Below are 18,301 nucleotides of genomic sequence, written 5' to 3'. Positions count from 1 at the left end.
GCGAGTCGGTGCGTTTCTGTTGTTCAGTAGACGGAAGGCAGGGCCCGCACGTCGGCGAGTCGCCCGGTGACGGCTGCAGCCGCGGCCATCGCCGGGCTCATCAGATGGGTGCGCGAACCCGGGCCCTGGCGGCCGACAAAATTGCGGTTCGAGGTCGAGGCACAGCGCTGGCCGGCGGCAACCTGATCGCCGTTGGTGCCCAGGCACATGGAGCAGCCCGCATGCCGCCACTGGAAGCCCGCTGCCCGGAAGACGGCGTCCAGCCCTTCGGCCTCGGCCTGCCGCTTCACAAGGCCGGAACCCGGTACCACCCAGGCTTCCACGCCGTCGGCCACGCGCCGCCCGCGCGCCACCGCCGCGGCGCTGCGCAGGTCTTCGATGCGGCCGTTGGTGCAGGAGCCGATGAACACCCGGTCGACCGACAGCGCCGTGAGCGACTGGCCCGGCTCCAGGCCCATGTAGGCCAGCGTGCGCTGCAGGGCGTCGCGCCGCTCGGCGCTGGGCGCATCGGCCGGGTCCGGCACCCGGCCCGTGATCGGCAATGCGTCCTCGGGGCTGTTGCCCCAGGTGACCATCGGCGCGATGTCGTCGGCGTTCAGTCGCACTTCCTTGTCGAACACGGCGCCCTCGTCGCCTGGCAGCTCTCGCCAGCGCGCCAGCGCGGTGTCCCAGGCCGCCCCGTGAGGTGCATGGGGGCGGCCCGCCAGCCATTCGAAGGTGGTGTCGTCGGGCGCCACGAGGCCGGCGCGAGCCCCGGCCTCGATCGACATGTTGCACACCGTCATGCGGCCTTCCATCGAGAGCGCGCGAATCGCTTCTCCGGCGTACTCGACGACATGGCCGGTGCCGCCCGCGGCCCCGACCTTCGCGATCACGCCGAGGATGATGTCCTTGGCCGACACGCCCACCGGCAGCCTGCCGTCGATGACCACGCGCAGCGTCCGCGGCTTGCGCTGCCAGAGGGTCTGCGTCGCCAGCACGTGCGCCACTTCGGAGGCGCCGATGCCGAAGGCCAGCGCCCCCAGCGCACCGTGGGTGGCCGTGTGGCTGTCGCCGCAGACGATCACCGCGCCGGGCAGGCTCAAGCCCTGCTCGGGGCCGACGACGTGGACGATGCCCTGACGCTCGTCGTCGAGGCCGAAGAAGCGGATGCCGGCGGCGGCGCTGTCATCCTGCAACGCCTGCGCCATCGCGCGCTTCTCGGCGTCGGCGATGTCGGCCAGCACGCGGCTGCCGGTGGGCACGTAATGGTCGGGCGTCGCGAAGGCGAGGTCCGACCGGCGCACACCGAGGCCGCGCTGGCGCAGCATCTCGAAGGCGGGTGCCGAGCCGTCCTGCACGAGGTGGCGATCGACATACAGCAGGCTCTGGCCGTCGTCGCGCTGCATGACGACGTGCGGCTTCCAGATCTTGTCAAAGAGCGTAAGTGGAGCGGGGGCGAGTGACATGGGAGTGACCGGCGTGCGGAAATGGATCAGTCGAGCTTGGCGCCCGAGATGCGGACGATCTCGGCATAGCGCTTGGTTTCGCTGGCCATGAAACGGCCGAAGTCCTCGGGCGTGCCGCCGCCGACTTCGGCGCCGAACGCCAGCATGCGCTTTTGCAATTCGGGCGACTTGAGCACCGCGTTGGCCTCGGCGTTGAGCTTGTCGATGATGGCGCGCGGCGTGCCGGCCGGCGCCGACAGGCCATACCACGACGAGGCATAGACGTTGGGCAGTCCCACTTCATCGAAGGTCGGCACATCAGGCAGGGCCGGGTTGCGCGTCTTGGAAGCGACCGCCAGCGCGCGCATCTTGCCGCCGGCGATGAAGGGCAGGCAGGTGGTGGTGTCGAGCATCAGCGAGACGTGGCCCGCCGCCACGTCGGTCTCGGCCGGCGCGGTTCCCTTGTAGGGCACGTGGACGATGTCGATCTTGGCCGCCAACGCGAATTGCACGGCCGCCAGGTGCTGCGAGGAGCCGACGCCGCCCGAGGCATAGTTGAGCTTGCCCGGGTTGGCGCGCGCCGCGTCGATCACGTCCTTGACGGACTTGAACGGCGAATTGGCGGGCACCACAAGGATGTTGGGCACGGCCGAGACATAGATGATCGGCTCGAAGTCCTTGACCGGATCGAAGCCCAGCTTGCCGTAGAGACTGATGTTGACCGCGTTGGGGCTGATCGAGGACATCAGCAGGTTGTAGCCATCTGGCTTCTGGCGGGCTGCCAGCTCGGTGCCGATGTTGCCGCCTGCGCCGCCGCGGTTGTCGATCACGAAGGGCTGGCCGAGACGGTGGCCCAGCAGATCCGAAACGATGCGCGCGGTGGTGTCGACGCCTCCGCCCGCGGGCCACGGGACCATCAGCTTGATCGGTTGATTCGGATAGGACGCCGCGGCGTCCTGCGCCGGCGCCGCGGCATGCCATCCGAGCAGGCTGGACGCGAGCAGCCAGACATGCAGTTTCTTCATCATTCGGTGTCTCCTGGTTGTAGGTTCTCCGCTGCGATCCTATGTGGGGCGCCGGGGCGCAGCAATCACAATAAAGGCATGCGAGGTATGAGTAAAATTCAGTCCCATGAGCCGTCGTCTGCCTCCTCTCAATGCCTTGCGCGCCTTCGAGGCCGCAGCGCGCTGCGGCAACTTCACTCGCGCCGCGCAGGAACTCTTCGTGACGCAGGGGGCGGTCAGCCGTCACATCGCCACGCTGGAAGGCTGGCTCGAGGTGCAGTTGTTCGATCGCGGACGGCATGGCATCCGGCTGACTTCCGCAGGCCAGTCGTACTTCGCCAGCATGCGCGTCGCGCTGGACCAGATCGAGCACGGCACGCGCCAGTTGCAGCAGCGCTCCGACGAGCGGCTGCTGCGCATCAAGGTGCCGCCCACCTTCGCGATCCGCTGGCTGATCCCGCGGCTGGCACGCTTCCATGCGCTGCATCCACAGGTCGACGTGCAGATCACCACCTCTCACAAGCCGGCCGACTTCGATCGCGACGACGTCGACGTCAGCATCCATTCCGAGTCCCGTCCGCCCACCGGCGCGGGCTTCCGGCTGCTGTTCCGCGAGACGCTGCTGCCGGTCTGCGCGCCGGGCCTGATCGATCGCGACCCGCCGCTGCGCGAGCCCGCCGACCTCGCGCAGCACGCGCTGCTGTGTTCGCTGAACCGGCCGCAGGACTGGCCGACCTGGCTGGCGGCCGCCGGGACGCAAGGGATCGACGGCAACCGCGGCCTCAAGTTCGAGAACGCGGCCATGGCCTACCAGGCGGCGGCGGAACAACTCGGCGTGATGGTGGCGCTGCTGGCCTTCGTGCGCGACGACCTCGCGAGTGGCCGGCTGGTGGCGCCTTTCGACTTGCGCGTGCCCACCGAGGGCGGCTATTTCATGGCTTGGCGCGCGGACCGGCCGGTGCCCAAGCGCGTGAGCGACTTCGAGGCGTGGATCGCGGCCGAGGCCGAGGCGGCCGAGGACCATCCCCTTTGAATGAGTTTTACTCATTTCTCACATGACTTAATTGTCATTGAGGTGGCCGCGTCACTTCGATATCGTCTGCGCAGCATTCATTGGAGACAGAAGCCTTCTTTCGGCGCTCGGCGCCGGGTTGGTTCGCACGACGTACATGAAAATCCTCGCCGAAGGTCTGCAATTTCCTGAGGGGCCCGTGGCCTTGGACGACGGCTCGGTGGTGCTTGTGGAGATGCGTGCGGGCAGGATCATCCGCGTCACGCCCGAAGGTCGCGTCGAACAGATCGCCGATTGCGGCGGCGGGCCGAACGGAGCGGCGATCGGACCCGACGGCGCGCTCTACGTCTGCGACAACGGCGGCAGCGCCTATGCGCCGGGGCGCTTCACCTCGATCGGCCCGGCGCCCGGCTACCAGGGCGGCAGCATCCGAAGATTCGATCTCGCGACCGGCGACGGCCGCGTCCTCTACACCCACTGCGATGGCCATCGGCTCTCGTCGCCGAACGACCTCGTGTTCGATGCGCTGGGCGGCTTCTACTTCACCGATTTCGGCAAGAAGCACGCACGGTCGCGGGACAACGGCGGCCTCTACTACGCGCTACCCGACGGCTCCCGCATCGTCGAGGTCGCCTATCCCCTGCTGGCCGCCAATGGCGTCGGCCTCTCGCCCGATGGCGCCACGGTCTACGTGGCCGAGACGGAGACCGCCCGCCTGTGGGCCTTCGACCTGGTCGAAGCGGGATGCATCCGCAAGCATCCCTTCCCCTCGCCGCACGGCGGGCGCCTGGTGTGCGGGCTGCCGGGCTTCCAGCGCTTCGACAGCCTGGCGCTGGACGCCGAGGGCCAGATCTGCGTCGCCACGCTGATCACGGGGGCGATCTCGGTCATCGCGCCGAGCGGTGAACTGAGGTCCCAGGTCGCGTTTCCGGACACCTACGTCACCAACATCTGCTTCGGTGGGCCCGATCTCAAGACCGCCTTTGTCACCCTGTCCGGCGCCGGTCAACTGGTCTCCCTGCCGTGGCCGCACAGCGGCCAGCGGCTCCATTTCAACGCCTAGACGGGCGTCTCATCCACACACCGCGCTGACCATTGCAGCTGCACCGAGGAGATTCACATGAACCGTCGCGAGATCGTGACATTGCTGGCGGGCGGATGCCTGTCGGCTGCCGTGCTGCCGTCGCGCGCGGCGGCCGGCTACCCGACCCGCCCCGTGAAGGTCGTCGTGCCGTTCACCGCCGGCGGCGGCACGGACGTGGTCGCGCGTGCGCTCGCCTCCGGACTCTCGGAGGGCTTCGGCCGGACCTTCATCGTCGAGAACAGGCCTGGCGCCAGCACCGTGATCGGCTCCGAGTACGTGGCCGGTTCGCCGCCCGACGGCTACACGCTGCTGCTGGCCAGTGTCCCGCATGTCACCAATCCGTGGCTCATGAAGGCGCTGCCCTTCGACACGCTCAAGGCCTTCGCGCCGATCAGCCTTGCGGTGCAGTCGCCTTTCATCATGGTGACCTCGCCGGCGTCGCCGGTCCGGTCGCTGGCGGATGTCCTCGCGCTCGCGAAGACCCGGCGGCTGGCCTTCGCTTCGACCGGCAGCGGCACGGCCGACCACCTGGCGATGGAACTGCTGGCACTGGATGCGGGCATCTCGATGACGCATGCGCCCTACAAGGGAACCGGTCCGGCGCTCTCGGACGTCATGGGTGGCCACGTCGACCTGATGTTCGCCAACGTCGTCGCGGCGGCGCCGCTGGTGAAGTCCGGCAAGCTGCGTGCCCTTGCGACCTCGACGCAGCAGCGTTCGCCGTCGCTGCCCGACGTGCCCACTGTCGCCGAGATCACGGGCAAGGCCTTCGACGTCAGCGCCTGGGCCGGTCTGCTGGCCCCGGCGGGCACGGACGCTTCGATCGTGGAACGCCTGGGCGCCGAAGTGCGCAAAGCGCTGCAGACCAAGGCCACGCGAGAGGCCCTGGTCTCCAACGGCGCGGACCCGGTCGGCAGCACGCCTGCCGAATTCCGGGCCTTCATTGCACGCGAGATGGACACCTGGGGCGCGATCATCAAGAAGGCCGACATCACGACCAGCTGAGCCCGGACCCGCCACCATGCCCTTCATCATCCTTGCGTACGACAAACCGGACGCCGAGCGCCTGCGGGCCGACTTGAGGCCGCGGCACCTCGCCTACCTTGCGGCCCGCCAGGACCAGATGCTGGCCGGCGGCGCCGTGCTGGACGACGACGGCAAGGCGATCGGCGGCATGATCATCGTCGACACCGACGATCGCGCCGCGGCGGAGCGCTTCGTCGGCGACGACCCGTTCAGCACCGGCGGCTTGTTCGGGTCGGTCCAGATCCTGCCTTGGCGCAGGAGCTTCTTCGATCGCCAGCGGGTCCCGGGCCTCTGAACGACTTGCGTTCGTCACGACGCACGAGGAAGGCCGCGCCGAGAAGAGAGAACGAAGCCTCAGTTCAGAAGGTAAAGCAGCACGGGCAGGCAAACGAGGCCGAGCAGCGCCACGTACTTCTGCGCGCGGTAGTACTCGGCTTGTTGCGCCGCCGGGATGCAGTGCAGGCCGTTGCAGCCACCCACGATCACGCAGGCCTCCGGCGGTACCATCGCGAGCGGCTTCGCGGTCATCGCAGCGTTGCTCATTCGACCTTGATGCCGTGCTTGCGCACGACAGCCGCCCACTTGCTGCGTTCACGATTCGTCAGGTCGACGACGTCCTGCGGCGAGCTGCTGCCGAGCTCCATCGCCATGACGCTGAACCGCGCCTTCATGGCCGCATCGTCGATGGCCTTGACGACCTCCTTGTTCAGCCTGGCCACCACCTCGGCAGGCGTGTTCGCGGGCGCCACCAGTGCGAACCAGACCGCAGCATCGACCCCGAGCAGCCCTTCTTCCGCCAAGGTCGGCACGTCGGGAAGCGCTGCGACGCGCCGGGGTCCCACGATGCCGATCGGACGGAGCTTTCCCGCCTTGATCTGCGGCATCGAGTTCAGCACGATGTCGCAGGTCATCTGCGTGTCGCCGGCAAGCACGCTCGCAAGGGCGGGCGCGGTGCCGTTGTAGGGCACGTGCAGCATGTCCACGTTGGCCATCGATGCGAAGAGCGCACAGGCCAGGTGCAGCGGATTGCCGTTGCCGTTGGAGGCATAGGCAAAGCTGCCTTCGCGGCTGCGGATGTAGGGGATCAGGTCCTTCAATCGGGTCGCCGGCGTGGCGTTTCCGACCACCATCACCAGCGGTGCCGACGCGACCAGGGACACGGGGGCGAAGTCGCGATCCGGGTCGTAGGCAAGCTTGCTGTAGACCAGCGGATTCACGGCCAGGCTGGCGGACGAAGCCATGAACAGCGTATAGCCATCCGCCGGCGCCTTGGCGACCATCGATGCGGCCACGATGGTGTTGCCGCCCGGCTTGTTCTCGACGATGAACGGCTGCCCCGTCGATTTGCCTAGCCGCTCCGCGAGGCCCCGCGCCAGCTGGTCGACCGGCCCGCCGGCGGTGTACGGCACGACGATCTTGACGGGCCGCGAGGGATAGCCTTGCGCGGACGCGATCGGCGAGGCCAGTGCCAGCACGCTCGCGGCGGCGACCAAGGCCAGCGTCTTGAGGCAACTGGTCGTCATGGCGTCGCTACCTTGAGCAGGACTGCCTGGAGCCGCTCGTCGAGGATCGCCGCGATTCGGTCGATCTCCGGCTGGCCGAACTGGCCGAACTGCGTGGACGGCTTGTCGTACTCGAAGGTCGAGCCGCCTTCCGCGTTTTCATAGAGAACCACCCGCAGCGGCGCATAGAGGCCGGCCGCAAGGTCGACGCTCGTCATCTGCACGGCGTACAGCACATTGCCGATCAGGTACGCGGTCGCTTTCCTGCGTTCGCCTTTCAGCGCCAGCCAGTCTCCGTGCGGGCCGACGTAGTGGATGGCGAGCCCGTCTTCGCCAGCCGCCTTCTGCAGGGCAACGCGCACGGCTTCGATCTCGTTCTTCTTCAACAGATCCCGAATCGAGTCGTCGAGCCGGCCCAGCCTGGATTCGAGCGCGGTCTTGACTTCGGCATAGGGCTTCGGCGTGGTGATCCTCACGTGGTCTACGGGAATGACTGAGGTCGTCACCGAGATGTCTGTCAACTGGGGGGCGTTGGTCATGAAAACTCCTGCTACTGTGGTTCGAGCTTGACGAGCTTGGCGATGCGGCGGAACTTCTCGACTTCCTGCTGGTAGAAGGCAGCAGACTGATCGAGCGTCATGGGTTCGACGGGCAGCGCGGCCGAGTCGCGAAGAAAGCGCTGGAATTCGTCGCCCTTCACAATCTCCGCCAAGTCCTTGCTGAGGCGGGCCGCCGCAGCGGGAGGCGCCGAGGCCGGGATGAAAACGGCCGCCCATGCGCTGTAAACGAAGTTCTTGAGGTATTTGCCCTCGCTCAGCGTGGGCACCTGCGCCAGGAAGGGATTGCGCTTGGTGTTCGCCACGCCGATCGCCTTGATCTTGCCCGTGCGAACCAGCTCCAGCACGTTGGGCGCCAGCGGCACGAAGGCCATGTCGATCTCCCGGCTGAGCAGCGCCTGGACGACCGGCGCCGCGCCCTTGTAGGGCACGTCCATCAGTCGGGCACCCGTGGCGGCGCCAAAGTCCGCCGCCACGAGGTAAGGCGCCGAGCCGTAGCCCCAGCTGCCGACCGTCATCTCCTTGCTGCCCGGCTTCTTCGAATGCTCGATGAGCTCGTCGACATTGGCGAAGGCGTGCTCGGCACTCGTGACCAACGTGAAGTCGGTGGGCAGGATGGTCGCCAACAGCCGGTAGTTCTCGGGCTTGTACTTGACCTGCGACATCGCAAGGGGCGAGAGGATCATGTCGTTGCCGGTCGTCACCAGCAGCGTCTGGCCATCGGGCGGCGCGTTCAGCACGCTGGCCGCGGCGATCGATCCGCCCGCGCCGGGCAGGTTCTCGACGATGACCGTCTGCCCGAGCGCCGACTGCAGCGGTACCTGGACCTTGCGGGCCGCGACATCGGCGGGTCCGCCGGCGGGATAGGCGACGCGCAGCACGACCGGCTTCGAGGAGAGCGACTGCGCCTGGGCGCTGCCGAAGGGCTGCAGGACGGCGGCAGCGATGATCCAGCCGAGGAGGCGGCCGGTTCCTTGGTTGCTGTTCTTCATGAAGGGCTCCGAGGTGATTGCCAGTTGGAGAGACCGGAAAGCGGATGGCGGCGAGAAACTATTCGGCGGATGGCGACACGGCGGGGAGGACCCGCCCATGATTGAAGCCGAAGCCGATGCGATTGAATCCCTCCCGTTCGCACCACCCTTGGAAGATGATCGCGTCCCCATCCTCGAGGAAGCTTCGGCGCTCGCCGTTGCCGAGTTGCACCGGCTTGCTGCCGGCAAGGGCGAGCTCCATCAATGCGCCGGCTTCGGAAAGCTCGGGCCCCGAGATCGTGCCGCTGCCCAGCAGGTCGCCCGGCTGCAGGTTGCAGCCCCCGGCCGCGTGGTGGGTGACCATCTGCGCAATCGACCAATAGTGGTGAGAGAAGCTGGTGCGTGACATCGTCTCGGCAGGGAGTCCGGCTTCGCGCATGCGATGGGTCTCGATCGACACTTCGAGACGGATGTCGATGGCGCCCTGCGCGCGGTGGGACTCGCTCTCCAGATAAGGCAGCGGCTGCGGATCGGCCGCGGGGCGGGTCCACGGCGTCCTGTAGGGCGCCAGGGCGTCCATCGTGACGATCCAGGGCGAGACGGTTGTCGCGAAGTTCTTTGCATGGAACGGGCCGAGCGGCGCCATCTCCCAGGCCTGGATATCCCGCGCCGACCAGTCGTTGAGCAGCGAGATGCCGAAGACGTGGTCCTCGGCGCGCGAGAGTGCAATGGGCTCGCCGAGCGCGTTGCCCGTGCCGACATAGATGCCGAGTTCGAGCTCGTAGTCGAGGCGCTGCGAAGGTCCGTATTCCGGCGTCCTGCTCCCGTCCCGCAGCGCCTGGCCATGTGGGCGCCGGAACTTCTGCCCGGCCACACCGATGGAGGACACGCGGCCGTGGTAGGCGGTGGGCACCCACTGGAAGTTCCGGGGCACGTCGCCCTTCGGGTCCAGCAGGCGGCTGATCGTTCGCGCGTGATGGATCGACGTGTAGAAGTCCGTGTAGTCGCCGATGCGAGCCGGAAGCGCGTACTCGACCTCGGATTGCGGCATGAGACAGCCCCGGACCGCATCGACCTGAGACGGCCTGGTGGCGACCGCGTCGGTGTGGAGAAGCTCGAAGAGCGCGCGCCGCAATGTGCGCCATGCCACGGGTCCCAAGGCGAAAAAGTCGTTGAGCGCCGGTGCGGCACACGACTGCGCGGCTTGCAGCGCCAAGCCGTCGAGGCATTGCGTTCTGCTCAAGGCGGCCAGGTCCATGACTTCGTCGCCGATGGCAACGCCGCCGCGCAGCGGTTCGCGGGTCCCTGCCCTTCGAAGCACGGCAAACGGCAGGTTCTGGATCGGAAAGTCGGTGCCCGCCCTGTTGGCGCTCGCCAGCCAGCTTGTCGCTGCGGCATCGTGGGTGTGATCGATCGTGCGCATGGGTTCGCCTCGGCCTCGGCTCAGTCGAACGCGCCCGCCGGGCTGCGGCGGCTTCGCAGCACGCCTTGCTGGCGCAGCGTCTCGATGCGCTCGGCGGAGATCCCCAGTTCGCCGAGCACCTCGGCATTGCTCTCGCCCTGGAAATAGGGCAAGCCCGGCTTCGGCAGTTCGGAACGGCCGAAGCGCCATGGGGGCCCGGGCATGCGCACGGTGCCGCCTTCACGGTCTTCGACCTCGACGACCGCACCCCAGTCTTTCGCCCACTCCGAATCCGCGAGGTCCTGCGTGCTGCGCACGACGCCGATCGCCAGGCCCGCTTCGCTGACCTGCGCCTGAAGCTGGTCCAGGTCGGTGAAGGTCAGGATCCAGGCCTTGACCTCGGCCATCAAGGGGGCGAGATTGGCTTTGCGAAGGGTGGCCGTGGCGAAGCGCGGATCCTTGAGGAGGTCCGTGCGGCGCATCATCGAGCAGTAGCGAATGAACATCGGCGAGAACACCGGACTTGTCGCGATGGTGAGGCGCCGGCCGTCCGGCAGCTCGAACAGCGGAGATTCGTTGGCGCTGAGTGCGTACGGTTCGTCATTGACTTCCAGGCCTGACAACTGCGCGCCGGCGCGTTCGTTGGCCGACAGCATCGTCGCGGCCATCGAGACGTCGACGTACTGCCCCTCGCCGGTGCGCGACCGGTACTGCAACGCGGCCAGGACGGCAATGACCCCGTGGAGGCCCGTGTAGACGTCGGCGTGGCTGCATGCGTCGTTGCGCATCTCGACCATGGCGCCCTCGTAGTGCTTCTGGAGGATGTCGGTCAGACCCGTCTCGGCGTGGACCGTCGGTGCGAATGCCGGCCGATTGCGCCACGGGCCGGTCTGGCCGTAGCCGCTGATCGAGACGTAGACGACCTTCGGATTGAACTTCACGACGTCGTCGTAGCCGAAGCCGAAGCGTGCGAGCGTTCCGGGGCGGAAGTTCTCGACGATCACGTCCGCGTCGGCGCAGAGCTTCGCCACGATGTCCCGCGCCTCGGGCCAGTTCAGATCGAGGCTGATGTTCCGCTTGCCGGCGTTCTGCTGTGTGTAGTACGTCGACATGGAACCGACATGCGGTACGCCCGCGCGGCCCACATCGCCTGCAGGGGGTTCGATCTTGGTGACGTCGGCGCCCAGATCGCGCAGCGCCTTGGTGCAGCCCGGACCGGACAGCACGCGGGTGAAATCGATGACCCGCAGACCTTCGAGTGGCGCGCTCATGCTCAATTCCCTTCGAAGACGGCGGAGCCCGGCCCGGTGGCCACGAAGGCGGCCAGGCCGCGCGCCTGATCCGCGCTGTTCCACATGGACGTGTTGACCTCTTCCTGGCGCGCATCGCCGGCCGAGATGCCGCCGCGGGCCGACAGGTTCGCGACGGTCTTGATGCCGCGCAGCGCCACCGTCGCTCCGGCCGCCAGTTGCCTGGCCCACGACATCGCAACGCCGGCAAGTTCGGCTTCTGCTGCAACCAGGTTGACGACGCCCCAGCGCTCGAGCGCCCGAGGATCGTGGCGACGGCCGAACATGGCCATTTCCTTTCCGCGGGCCAGGCCTGCGCGCTGCACGACTCGCTGGACGCCGCCGAGGAGCGGCAACAGCCCGAGCGAGGCCTCTGCCATGCCGAACGAGGCCGTGTCCGCGGCAATGATCATGTCGCACATCAAGGCCAGCTCGAAGCCGCCGCCCAGGGCCGCGCCGTGAACGGCCGCGACCGTCGGGACCGGCACGTCCTCGAGCGACGCCCAGAGCCTCGCAAGCGCCTTCTGGTCCCAGCGCTCCGAGGCGAGCACGTTGAGGTCGGCGCCGGCACAGAAGTGGCGCATCGAGCTTCGCAGCAGGATGGCGCGGCAGCCCTCCTCGACCGCTCTCGCGTAGGTGGACGCAAGCGCCTGGAGCATGGCGTTGTCGATCAGGTTGTGCGGCGGCTTGGCCATGGTGACGACGCCGACGGCACCGTCTTTTTCATACGAAATCGAGCTCATCGATCTTCTCCTTGAGGTGACATCGCCGGGATGGCCGTTTTGCACCGATGGGAGAACGATAACGGTGTTAACTTGATTTGTTATCAGTGTTAACCCGAAGCTGCGCGATCGGATTCGCACGAGTTGCCCCTGTAAGATCAGTCGCGTTGCAAGGAGCCCTTTTCAGCGATGACCAGCAAGGCGTCACAGACACCCACTCGTAGCGCCTCGCGGCCCGCTGCCAGGAAGCTGCGCGCGTTGCCGCCGCAGCTGCGCGAGCCGACCTACGAGCGGGGCGGATTGCGCAACGCCCTGGTGGAGGAAGGCCGCCGGATGTTCGAGGAGAACGGTGCGAGCGAGCTGAGCCTGCGCGCGCTGGCACGCCGGCTCGGCGTTTCCGAGGCCGCGCCGTCGCGCCACTTCAAGGGCAAGGAGGAGTTGCTCGCCGCGATCGCGATCAGCGGCTTCAAGGAGCTTGCCGAACAGCGCATGGAGATCTCCGCGCGGCACCTGCCCGCGCTGCCGAAGGCGCGCGAGATGATGCTGAGCTATGTGCGCTTCGCGCAAATGCACGCGGGGCTGTTCGACCTGATGACCGGTCCCCGGCTGCTGCAGGAATTCGTGCGCGGCGATGTCGAGGCAACGAGCAACATCTCGTACTCGTACTTCTCGGACTCGGTGTTCGAGCTGGCGCTCGAGAGCGGCTGGGACAGCGAGCGGCTCCACTACCTTTCGCATGCTGCCTGGTCGACGGAGCACGGCGTCGCGGCGCTCATCCTGGGGGGGCGCATCCCCCGCACCGACAGCAACCTCGACACACAGCGCATGATCGAGTTCTCGATCGATCTGTTTCTTGCTGCGGTCGTCTCGGGTCCGGAGAAGTTCGAGCAGACCCGGATGCAGCCGCCCGATAGCGCAGCAAGACCGCCCTCTCCGCGTCGCTCTTGAACCTCGGGGCGCTCAGCGTTCACGGCAAGCGGCCGAACTCCGGCGGCTTGCGCCCTCGCGTCATCCGACGTCGCCGGCTTCCTCCACGAGGCTTGCCACGAAGTCGAGCAGCGCCCGCGTCTTGGCCGGTACGTGATGGCGAGTGGGATAGTAGGCATACAGCGGGAAGCGCTCATCCGGCCAGTCCGGAAACAGGGGCACGAGTTTCTTCCGGGCGATGAAGGACTCGGCCCCCAGCTCGAAGAGCTGAGCGATGCCGTGGCCGGCCAGGCAGGTGCTGTAGAGGGTACCGGCGTCATTGACGGTCAGTGCGCCACGCGCCGCGACCGTGAGCTTGCGGCGACGCTGGTGGAACTCCCAGGGGAAGGGCCGGCCCGTCGCCGAGTCGCGGAACAGGATGCACCGGTGATGCCCGGCCTCGAGTTCACGCGGGTCGGATGGGCAGCCATGACGCCGGACGTAGCCCGGCGACGCCACCGTCAGCACCCGGGTGTCGAGCAGCTTTCGCGCCACCAGGGACGAAGGCCGGGGATGTCCGAAACGAATGGCCAGGTCGAAGCCATCGGCCACCATGTCGCCCAGGTCGTCCCGGCTGCGGAGTTCCATTTCCAGGTCCGGATGGCGGTCCAGGAAGATGCCGAGTCGCGGACCCAGGATGAGACGCGAAAAGAAGGGATCGACGTTGACCCGAAGGCGGCCTCGCACAGCCGCACCGCCGCCTGCGGCGCTGCCGGTGGCTTCCGCCAGCGCGCCGACCAGCGGCATGACCTGCTCGTAGAAGCGCCGTCCCTCGTCGGTCAGCCGCACCGACCGGGTGGTGCGCTCGAACACGCGGATGCCCAAGCGCGTCTCCAGCCGCGCGATGGCGCGGCTGACACCGGACTGGGACATGTCGAGCGCTTCTCCGGCGCGTCCGAAGCTTGCGGTGTCGACGACCGCCGCCATGACGTCGATGCCTTCGAGAAGTTGTGTGCTGAAACCTGCCATTGATGACTGCCAAGCATGAAACAAATGAGTTTCATGCTATCGCCTTTCGCCCGCAGCGTGCCCAGAATTCGTCTCAACCCGGCGCACGGTGCGCCGCATCAGGAGAAATATCATGTTTGTTGTCACGGGAGTCACTGGCAAGGTGGGTGCTCAGGTCGCGAAGAAACTGCTGGCCGCGGGCTTGCCGGTACGGGCGGTGCTGCGGGATCAGGCCAAGGCTGCGAGCTGGCGTGCGCTGGGTTGCGAGACAGCGTTCGCATCCATGGATGACGCGGGTGCCCTGGCGACCGCCTTCGATGGTGCAGAAGCGGTCTTCGTGCTGTTGCCCCCGGTGTTCGACCCGTCGGCCGGCTATGCCGAAACGCGGGCCAACGTCGCGGCGCTGGTGGCCGCCTTGCAGCAGGCCCGGCCCCGGCGCGTGGTGGCCCTGTCGACCATCGGCGCCCAGGCGACGGAAGAAAACCTGCTGACGCAGCTGCAGATGATGGAGCGCGCCTTTGCCGCGCTGGCCATGCCGGTCGCCTTTCTGCGCGCTGCGTGGTTCATGGAGAACGCTGCGTGGGATATCGACGACGCCCGGTCGCGCGGTGTCGTGTCGAGCTTCCTCCAGCCGTTGGACAAGCCGGTGCCGATGGTCGCGACGGCAGACGTCGCCGCCACCGCGGCGCAGATGCTGCAAGACCATTGGGAAGGGCGCCGGGTGGTCGAACTCGAAGGACCGGTTCGGATCACGCCACAGGTGCTGGCCGCGACGCTGGGCCGCGTTCTGGCGCGCGATGTCCTCGCCCAGCCGGTGCCGCGGTCGAAGTGGGAAACGTTGTTTCGTTCGCAGGGCATGGCCAACCCCTTGCCGCGCATTCGAATGCTGGACGGCTTCAACGCAGGCTGGATCGAATTCGAAGGCGGGCCCGCCGCATCGCGCAAGGGTGCGACAGAACTCGAGACCGTCTTGCGCGGCCTCGCAGACCCCGAACACGCCTGAGGAGGCCCTTCAGCGGCGGACCGCGGGCATGCTTTCAGAAAGCCAACGCAGCCCCATCCTTGCGCGGGTCGCTCCCTGCCGAGATGAGCGGCCGGCCAGGATCGATGGCGATCATCTGTCCGCCGCCCCACGGCACCTGGACGCGCCCCACAGGATGGCCCCTGGCGTGGAGATCGGCCAGGACGGCGTCGGAGATCCCTCGCTCGGCCTCGAATGCGCCCGTGAAGCGGAAACCTCGCGGCGCATCGAGGGCCTCCTGCACATTCATGCCGAAATCGACGAAGTTCTGCAATGTATGCACGATGCCGGTCGCCTGGTAGGGCCCGCCCATCACGCCGAAGGACAGAGCCGGGCGGCCGTCACGCATCGCAATGGCGGGAATGATGGTGTGAAGCGGCCGCTTGCGCGGTCGAACGCTGTTGGCGTGGCCGGGTTGCACCCGGAATCCCGCCCCGCGGTTCTGGAAGGCCACGCCGGTCTGGGGGCACACCTTCCCCGAGCCGAAGGCATGGAACAGCGAGCTGATCAGGGAACAGACGTTGCCCTCGCCATCGACGACCGACAGATAGACCGTGTCGGACTGGCCGATCCCGGGCAGCACGATCTGCGCCGGCATGGCCCGCCGGGGATCGATGCGCTCACGCAAGCGCGCCGCGAAGCGCTCGGACAGCAGCTCCTGCACCGGGACCTCAGCGAATGCGGGGTCAGCGACATAGGCGTCGCGCGCGCCGTAGGCCAGCCGGCACGCCTCGATCTGCAGGTGAAAACGATCGGCGCCGGCCGGCTCGAAGCCCGAATGATCGAAGCCCGCCAGGATGTTGAGCATCAGCAGGGCCGTCAAGCCTTGCCCGCTGGGGGGCATCTGGACGATGTCGAGGCCTCGATAGCGCGTCTGGATCGGCTCGACATAGAAGCTGGCAAAGTCGGCGAAGTCGGCCGCGGTGTGCGTGCCGCCGAGTCGTTGGAGCGAGGACACCATCGCCTTGGCGAGCGAGCCGCGATAGAAGGCGTCGATGCCCTCGGAGGCAATCGTGCGCAAGGTCCTGGCGAGCGCGGGGAAGCGCACGAGATCGCCGGCGCGCGGGGGCTCGCCCGCCGGCGTCAGCAGGTGGCGGCATGCGCCCTCGTCGTGCCGCAGCTTGGCGGCTTCGGCACGCCAATCTTCGGCCGCGCGCTCCGCGAGCACGATGCCGTGTTCGGCATAGTCGATCGTCGGCTCCAGGATCTCGGCCAGGGACCGGGTGCCGTGGTCGCGCAGCAGCCGGCCCCAGCCATCGAGCGCGCCCGGGATCGTGACCGAATGGATGTCCTCCGTACCGATGCGGTCGATGCCTTCCGCCAGCAGGCCCGAGTCGCTCAAGCCCTGCGGTGCGTAGCCCGCACCGTTCAGCGCGTGCAGCGACTGCGTGTCGGCCCGCCACACCAGGGCGAAGCAGTCCCCGCCGAGCCCGGTGTTGTGGGGCTCCAGCACCGATTGCAGCGAACAGGCCGTCAGCGCCGCATCGACGGCGTTTCCGCCCGCGCGCATCACTTCGATGGCGATCGCGCTCGACAGCGGATGGGAGGTCGCCGCCGCGCCGCGCGAGCCCATGGCGACCGAACGTCCGGGTCTGTGGAGATCACGCATGCGCGGATCCTGGCATGGGGCGCCGGCCTCGTTCGAGAAGCGAGGCGATCTCGCTGCGCGTCGGAAAGGAAGGCATGGTGTTGCGCCGCGTGACGGACAGCGATGCCGCGGCCACGGCGGTCTGCGTGGCCAGCCCGAGCGGATGCCCCGTCGACAGCAGGCCGACCAGCGTGCCGGCGAAGACGTCTCCCGCACCGGCGGTGTCCACCGTTTCGACCTGCGGTGCGGCGATGGTCGCCTGGCTCGCCTCGGTGGTGATCAGCGCGCCCCGCGGACCCAAGGTGACGATGCCCGTCCCGGCGCCACGCTCGCGCAAGGCCTGGCCGACATCGGCCGCGCCAGCCGTCAGGATCGCGGCCTCACCGGCATTGGCGATGACGATGTCGCAGAGCCTCAGCAGCGCATGCATGTCCCACGCGATCGGCGCCGTGTTCAGGACGCACGAGGCGCCTCGCGCCCTGCCCGCTTCGGCTGCCGCATGCGTCGCCTGCGCCGAGAGATTGCCCTGCAGCAGCAGGAAGTCGCCGGGCGCCAGCCTGTCGCACAAGCGCCTCGCCTGCTCCGGCGTGATCGAACGCGCACAGCCCGCACTGCTGACGATGACGTTCTCGCCGCCTTCGGCCACCCAGATCGACGAGAGGTCGGTGGGCGCGTCGCCGGCCAGCCACAGCGCCTCGAGCTCCGCCTCGCCGGCCAGGCTTTGGGCGAGCAGGGCCGCGTCCGCATCGCGCCCCACGGGCGCCGCCAGCGTCACGCGGGCGCCGGTGCGGGCCGCCGCCACCGCCTGGTTCAGGCCCTTGCCGCCGGCACAGCGCGCGATGCTGGACGCCAGAACGGTCTCGCCAGGCGCTGGCAGGCGCTCGACGCGATGGACCTGGTCGACGGTCGCATTGCCCAGCACGAAGACGCGGCTCATCCCCGGGCCTCGCGCACGACCGCCATGAACGAAGCCAGCCGCTGGGGATCGACGGCGTTCCACCAGCCGCCCGCGTGCTTCAAGGCGCTGGCGACGATGACCGCGTCGGCGTGGCCGAAGATCGCCGCGACGTTGTCCGCGTTCACGCCGCTGCCCACCATGACGGGCAGGGCCGTGGCGCCGCGGACCGTCGCCAGTTCGTCGAGCCTGGCGCTGTCGCCGGTACGCTGGCCGGTGACGATCACGGCATCGGCGTCGAAGAACTCGCAGTCGCGGGTCAGCTCCTCCAAGGTGCGGTCGGCCACGATGGCGTGTGCGCCGTGCTTGACGTGCACGTCCGTGAAAATCGCGACATCCTTGGCGCGCAGCCAGCTGCGGTAGCGGCTGGCCTCGCCCGACTTGCCTTCCATGAAGCCCTCGTTGGCGACATAGGCGTTGGCCCATTGGTTGACGCGGACGAAGGCCGCGCCCGACGCCTTGGCAACGGCGATGCCCTGCACGGCGCCGTTGGCGAGCACGTTGATGCCGATCGGCAGGCCGCACTCACGTCGCACGATGTCGGCCATGGTGGCCATGCAGGCGGCGGTCTCGGGTCCGAGCTCGTCGGGCTTGGCGAAGGGAATGTCGCCGTGGTTCTCGACGATCAGCCCATCGACCCCGCCCTCGCGGTAGCGCTCGGCCTCGGCCCGCGCGAAGTCGTAGATGCGCTGCACCGGCTCGCCGTCGTAGTGCGGCGAGCCAGGCAGCGGCAGCGAATGGATGACGCCGATCACGGCCTTGCCGCGCCCGAAGATCCGCGCGATGGCATCGTCCTTGGCGCGGTAGATGGAGGTGTTGACAGACAA

Annotated in this window: 19 protein-coding genes; 6 read left to right on the top strand and 13 right to left on the bottom strand. The window is 68.0% G+C overall.

From position 1 onward, the window contains the following. Positions 1–23: 23 nt before the first annotated feature. Positions 24–1,448: a 3-isopropylmalate dehydratase large subunit gene (leuC, locus tag QTI68_RS00200; protein ID WP_286518828.1), complete on the bottom strand. Its 1,425-nt coding sequence runs from the start codon at positions 1,446–1,448 to the stop codon at positions 24–26. A gap of 26 nt (positions 1,449–1,474) precedes the next feature. Then, entirely contained in the window at positions 1,475–2,455 is a 981-nt protein-coding gene (locus QTI68_RS00195) for a Bug family tripartite tricarboxylate transporter substrate binding protein (RefSeq protein WP_286518826.1), read from the bottom strand. Between the two features lie 103 nt (positions 2,456–2,558). Here QTI68_RS00195 and gcvA point away from each other — a divergent pair, with 103 nt between their 5' ends. The 4 genes from gcvA to QTI68_RS00175 all read left to right on the top strand — a co-directional run bounded on the left by gcvA (position 2,559) and on the right by QTI68_RS00175 (position 5,848). Then, positions 2,559–3,464: a transcriptional regulator GcvA gene (gene gcvA, locus QTI68_RS00190; protein ID WP_286518824.1), complete on the top strand. Its 906-nt coding sequence runs from the start codon at positions 2,559–2,561 to the stop codon at positions 3,462–3,464. A 136-nt stretch (positions 3,465–3,600) separates the two neighbouring features. Further along, positions 3,601–4,506, top strand: a complete 906-nt coding sequence (locus QTI68_RS00185; protein WP_286518822.1) for an SMP-30/gluconolactonase/LRE family protein — start codon at positions 3,601–3,603, stop codon at positions 4,504–4,506. 57 nt (positions 4,507–4,563) lie between these two features. Then, positions 4,564–5,532, top strand: a complete 969-nt coding sequence (locus QTI68_RS00180) for a Bug family tripartite tricarboxylate transporter substrate binding protein (RefSeq protein ID WP_286518821.1) — start codon at positions 4,564–4,566, stop codon at positions 5,530–5,532. A gap of 16 nt (positions 5,533–5,548) precedes the next feature. Continuing rightward, positions 5,549–5,848, top strand: a complete 300-nt coding sequence (locus QTI68_RS00175) for a YciI family protein (RefSeq protein WP_286518820.1) — start codon at positions 5,549–5,551, stop codon at positions 5,846–5,848. 59 nt (positions 5,849–5,907) lie between these two features. Here QTI68_RS00175 and QTI68_RS00170 read toward each other — a convergent pair whose 3' ends face one another. The 7 genes from QTI68_RS00170 to QTI68_RS00140 are packed head-to-tail and all read right to left on the bottom strand — an operon-like array spanning position 5,908 to position 12,017. Continuing rightward, on the bottom strand, positions 5,908–6,096 hold the full coding sequence (locus QTI68_RS00170) for a hypothetical protein (protein ID WP_286518819.1): 189 nt from the start codon (positions 6,094–6,096) through the stop codon (positions 5,908–5,910). Then, entirely contained in the window at positions 6,093–7,076 is a 984-nt protein-coding gene (locus QTI68_RS00165; RefSeq protein WP_286518817.1) for a Bug family tripartite tricarboxylate transporter substrate binding protein, read from the bottom strand. Before QTI68_RS00165 ends, QTI68_RS00170 begins: the two co-directional genes overlap by 4 nt. Beyond that, on the bottom strand, positions 7,073–7,594 hold the full coding sequence (locus QTI68_RS00160) for a DUF302 domain-containing protein (protein WP_286518816.1): 522 nt from the start codon (positions 7,592–7,594) through the stop codon (positions 7,073–7,075). Before QTI68_RS00160 ends, QTI68_RS00165 begins: the two co-directional genes overlap by 4 nt. 11 nt (positions 7,595–7,605) lie before the next feature. Next, positions 7,606–8,604: a tripartite tricarboxylate transporter substrate binding protein gene (locus tag QTI68_RS00155; protein ID WP_286518815.1), complete on the bottom strand. Its 999-nt coding sequence runs from the start codon at positions 8,602–8,604 to the stop codon at positions 7,606–7,608. Positions 8,605–8,662: 58 nt separating this feature from the next. Further along, positions 8,663–10,006, bottom strand: a complete 1,344-nt coding sequence (fahA, locus tag QTI68_RS00150) for a fumarylacetoacetase (RefSeq protein ID WP_286518814.1) — start codon at positions 10,004–10,006, stop codon at positions 8,663–8,665. A gap of 20 nt (positions 10,007–10,026) precedes the next feature. Continuing rightward, positions 10,027–11,256 carry a CaiB/BaiF CoA transferase family protein gene (locus QTI68_RS00145; protein ID WP_286518813.1) on the bottom strand — a complete coding sequence of 410 codons (1,230 nt, stop codon included), beginning with the start codon at positions 11,254–11,256 and terminating at the stop codon, positions 10,027–10,029. A gap of 2 nt (positions 11,257–11,258) precedes the next feature. Then, the gene (locus tag QTI68_RS00140; RefSeq protein WP_286518812.1) at positions 11,259–12,017 is read right to left on the bottom strand and encodes an enoyl-CoA hydratase/isomerase family protein; all 759 of its coding nucleotides are present in this window, start codon (positions 12,015–12,017) and stop codon (positions 11,259–11,261) included. 168 nt (positions 12,018–12,185) lie between these two features. Here QTI68_RS00140 and QTI68_RS00135 point away from each other — a divergent pair, with 168 nt between their 5' ends. Further along, the gene (locus tag QTI68_RS00135) at positions 12,186–12,944 is read left to right on the top strand and encodes a TetR/AcrR family transcriptional regulator (RefSeq protein WP_286518811.1); all 759 of its coding nucleotides are present in this window, start codon (positions 12,186–12,188) and stop codon (positions 12,942–12,944) included. Between the two features lie 60 nt (positions 12,945–13,004). On the opposite strand, the gene QTI68_RS00130 is transcribed toward QTI68_RS00135, so the two are convergent. Next, the gene (locus tag QTI68_RS00130) at positions 13,005–13,889 is read right to left on the bottom strand and encodes a LysR family transcriptional regulator (protein ID WP_286518809.1); all 885 of its coding nucleotides are present in this window, start codon (positions 13,887–13,889) and stop codon (positions 13,005–13,007) included. 154 nt (positions 13,890–14,043) lie between these two features. On the opposite strand from QTI68_RS00130, the gene QTI68_RS00125 reads away from it, so the two are divergent. Then, positions 14,044–14,913: an NAD(P)H-binding protein gene (locus QTI68_RS00125; RefSeq protein WP_286520165.1), complete on the top strand. Its 870-nt coding sequence runs from the start codon at positions 14,044–14,046 to the stop codon at positions 14,911–14,913. 34 nt (positions 14,914–14,947) lie between these two features. Here QTI68_RS00125 and ggt read toward each other — a convergent pair whose 3' ends face one another. The 3 genes from ggt to QTI68_RS00110 are packed head-to-tail and all read right to left on the bottom strand — an operon-like array spanning position 14,948 to position 18,301. Then, a complete protein-coding gene (gene ggt / locus QTI68_RS00120; protein WP_286518807.1) occupies positions 14,948–16,540 on the bottom strand; it encodes a gamma-glutamyltransferase in 1,593 nt (530 codons plus the stop codon). Continuing rightward, positions 16,533–17,456, bottom strand: a complete 924-nt coding sequence (locus QTI68_RS00115; RefSeq protein ID WP_286518805.1) for a ribokinase — start codon at positions 17,454–17,456, stop codon at positions 16,533–16,535. The genes ggt and QTI68_RS00115 overlap by 8 nt, the downstream gene beginning before the upstream one ends. Beyond that, positions 17,453–18,301, bottom strand: coding sequence for a BtpA/SgcQ family protein (locus tag QTI68_RS00110; RefSeq protein WP_286518803.1), 849 nt, complete (start codon positions 18,299–18,301; stop codon positions 17,453–17,455). The genes QTI68_RS00115 and QTI68_RS00110 overlap by 4 nt, the downstream gene beginning before the upstream one ends.

It is taken from the genome of Variovorax sp. J31P207 (assembly GCF_030316965.1).
GTDB classification, from domain to species: domain Bacteria; phylum Pseudomonadota; class Gammaproteobacteria; order Burkholderiales; family Burkholderiaceae_C; genus Variovorax; species Variovorax ginsengisoli_B.
Note: the sequence above shows the minus strand (reverse complement) of the source record. Positions and strands in the feature narration are given on the sequence as shown.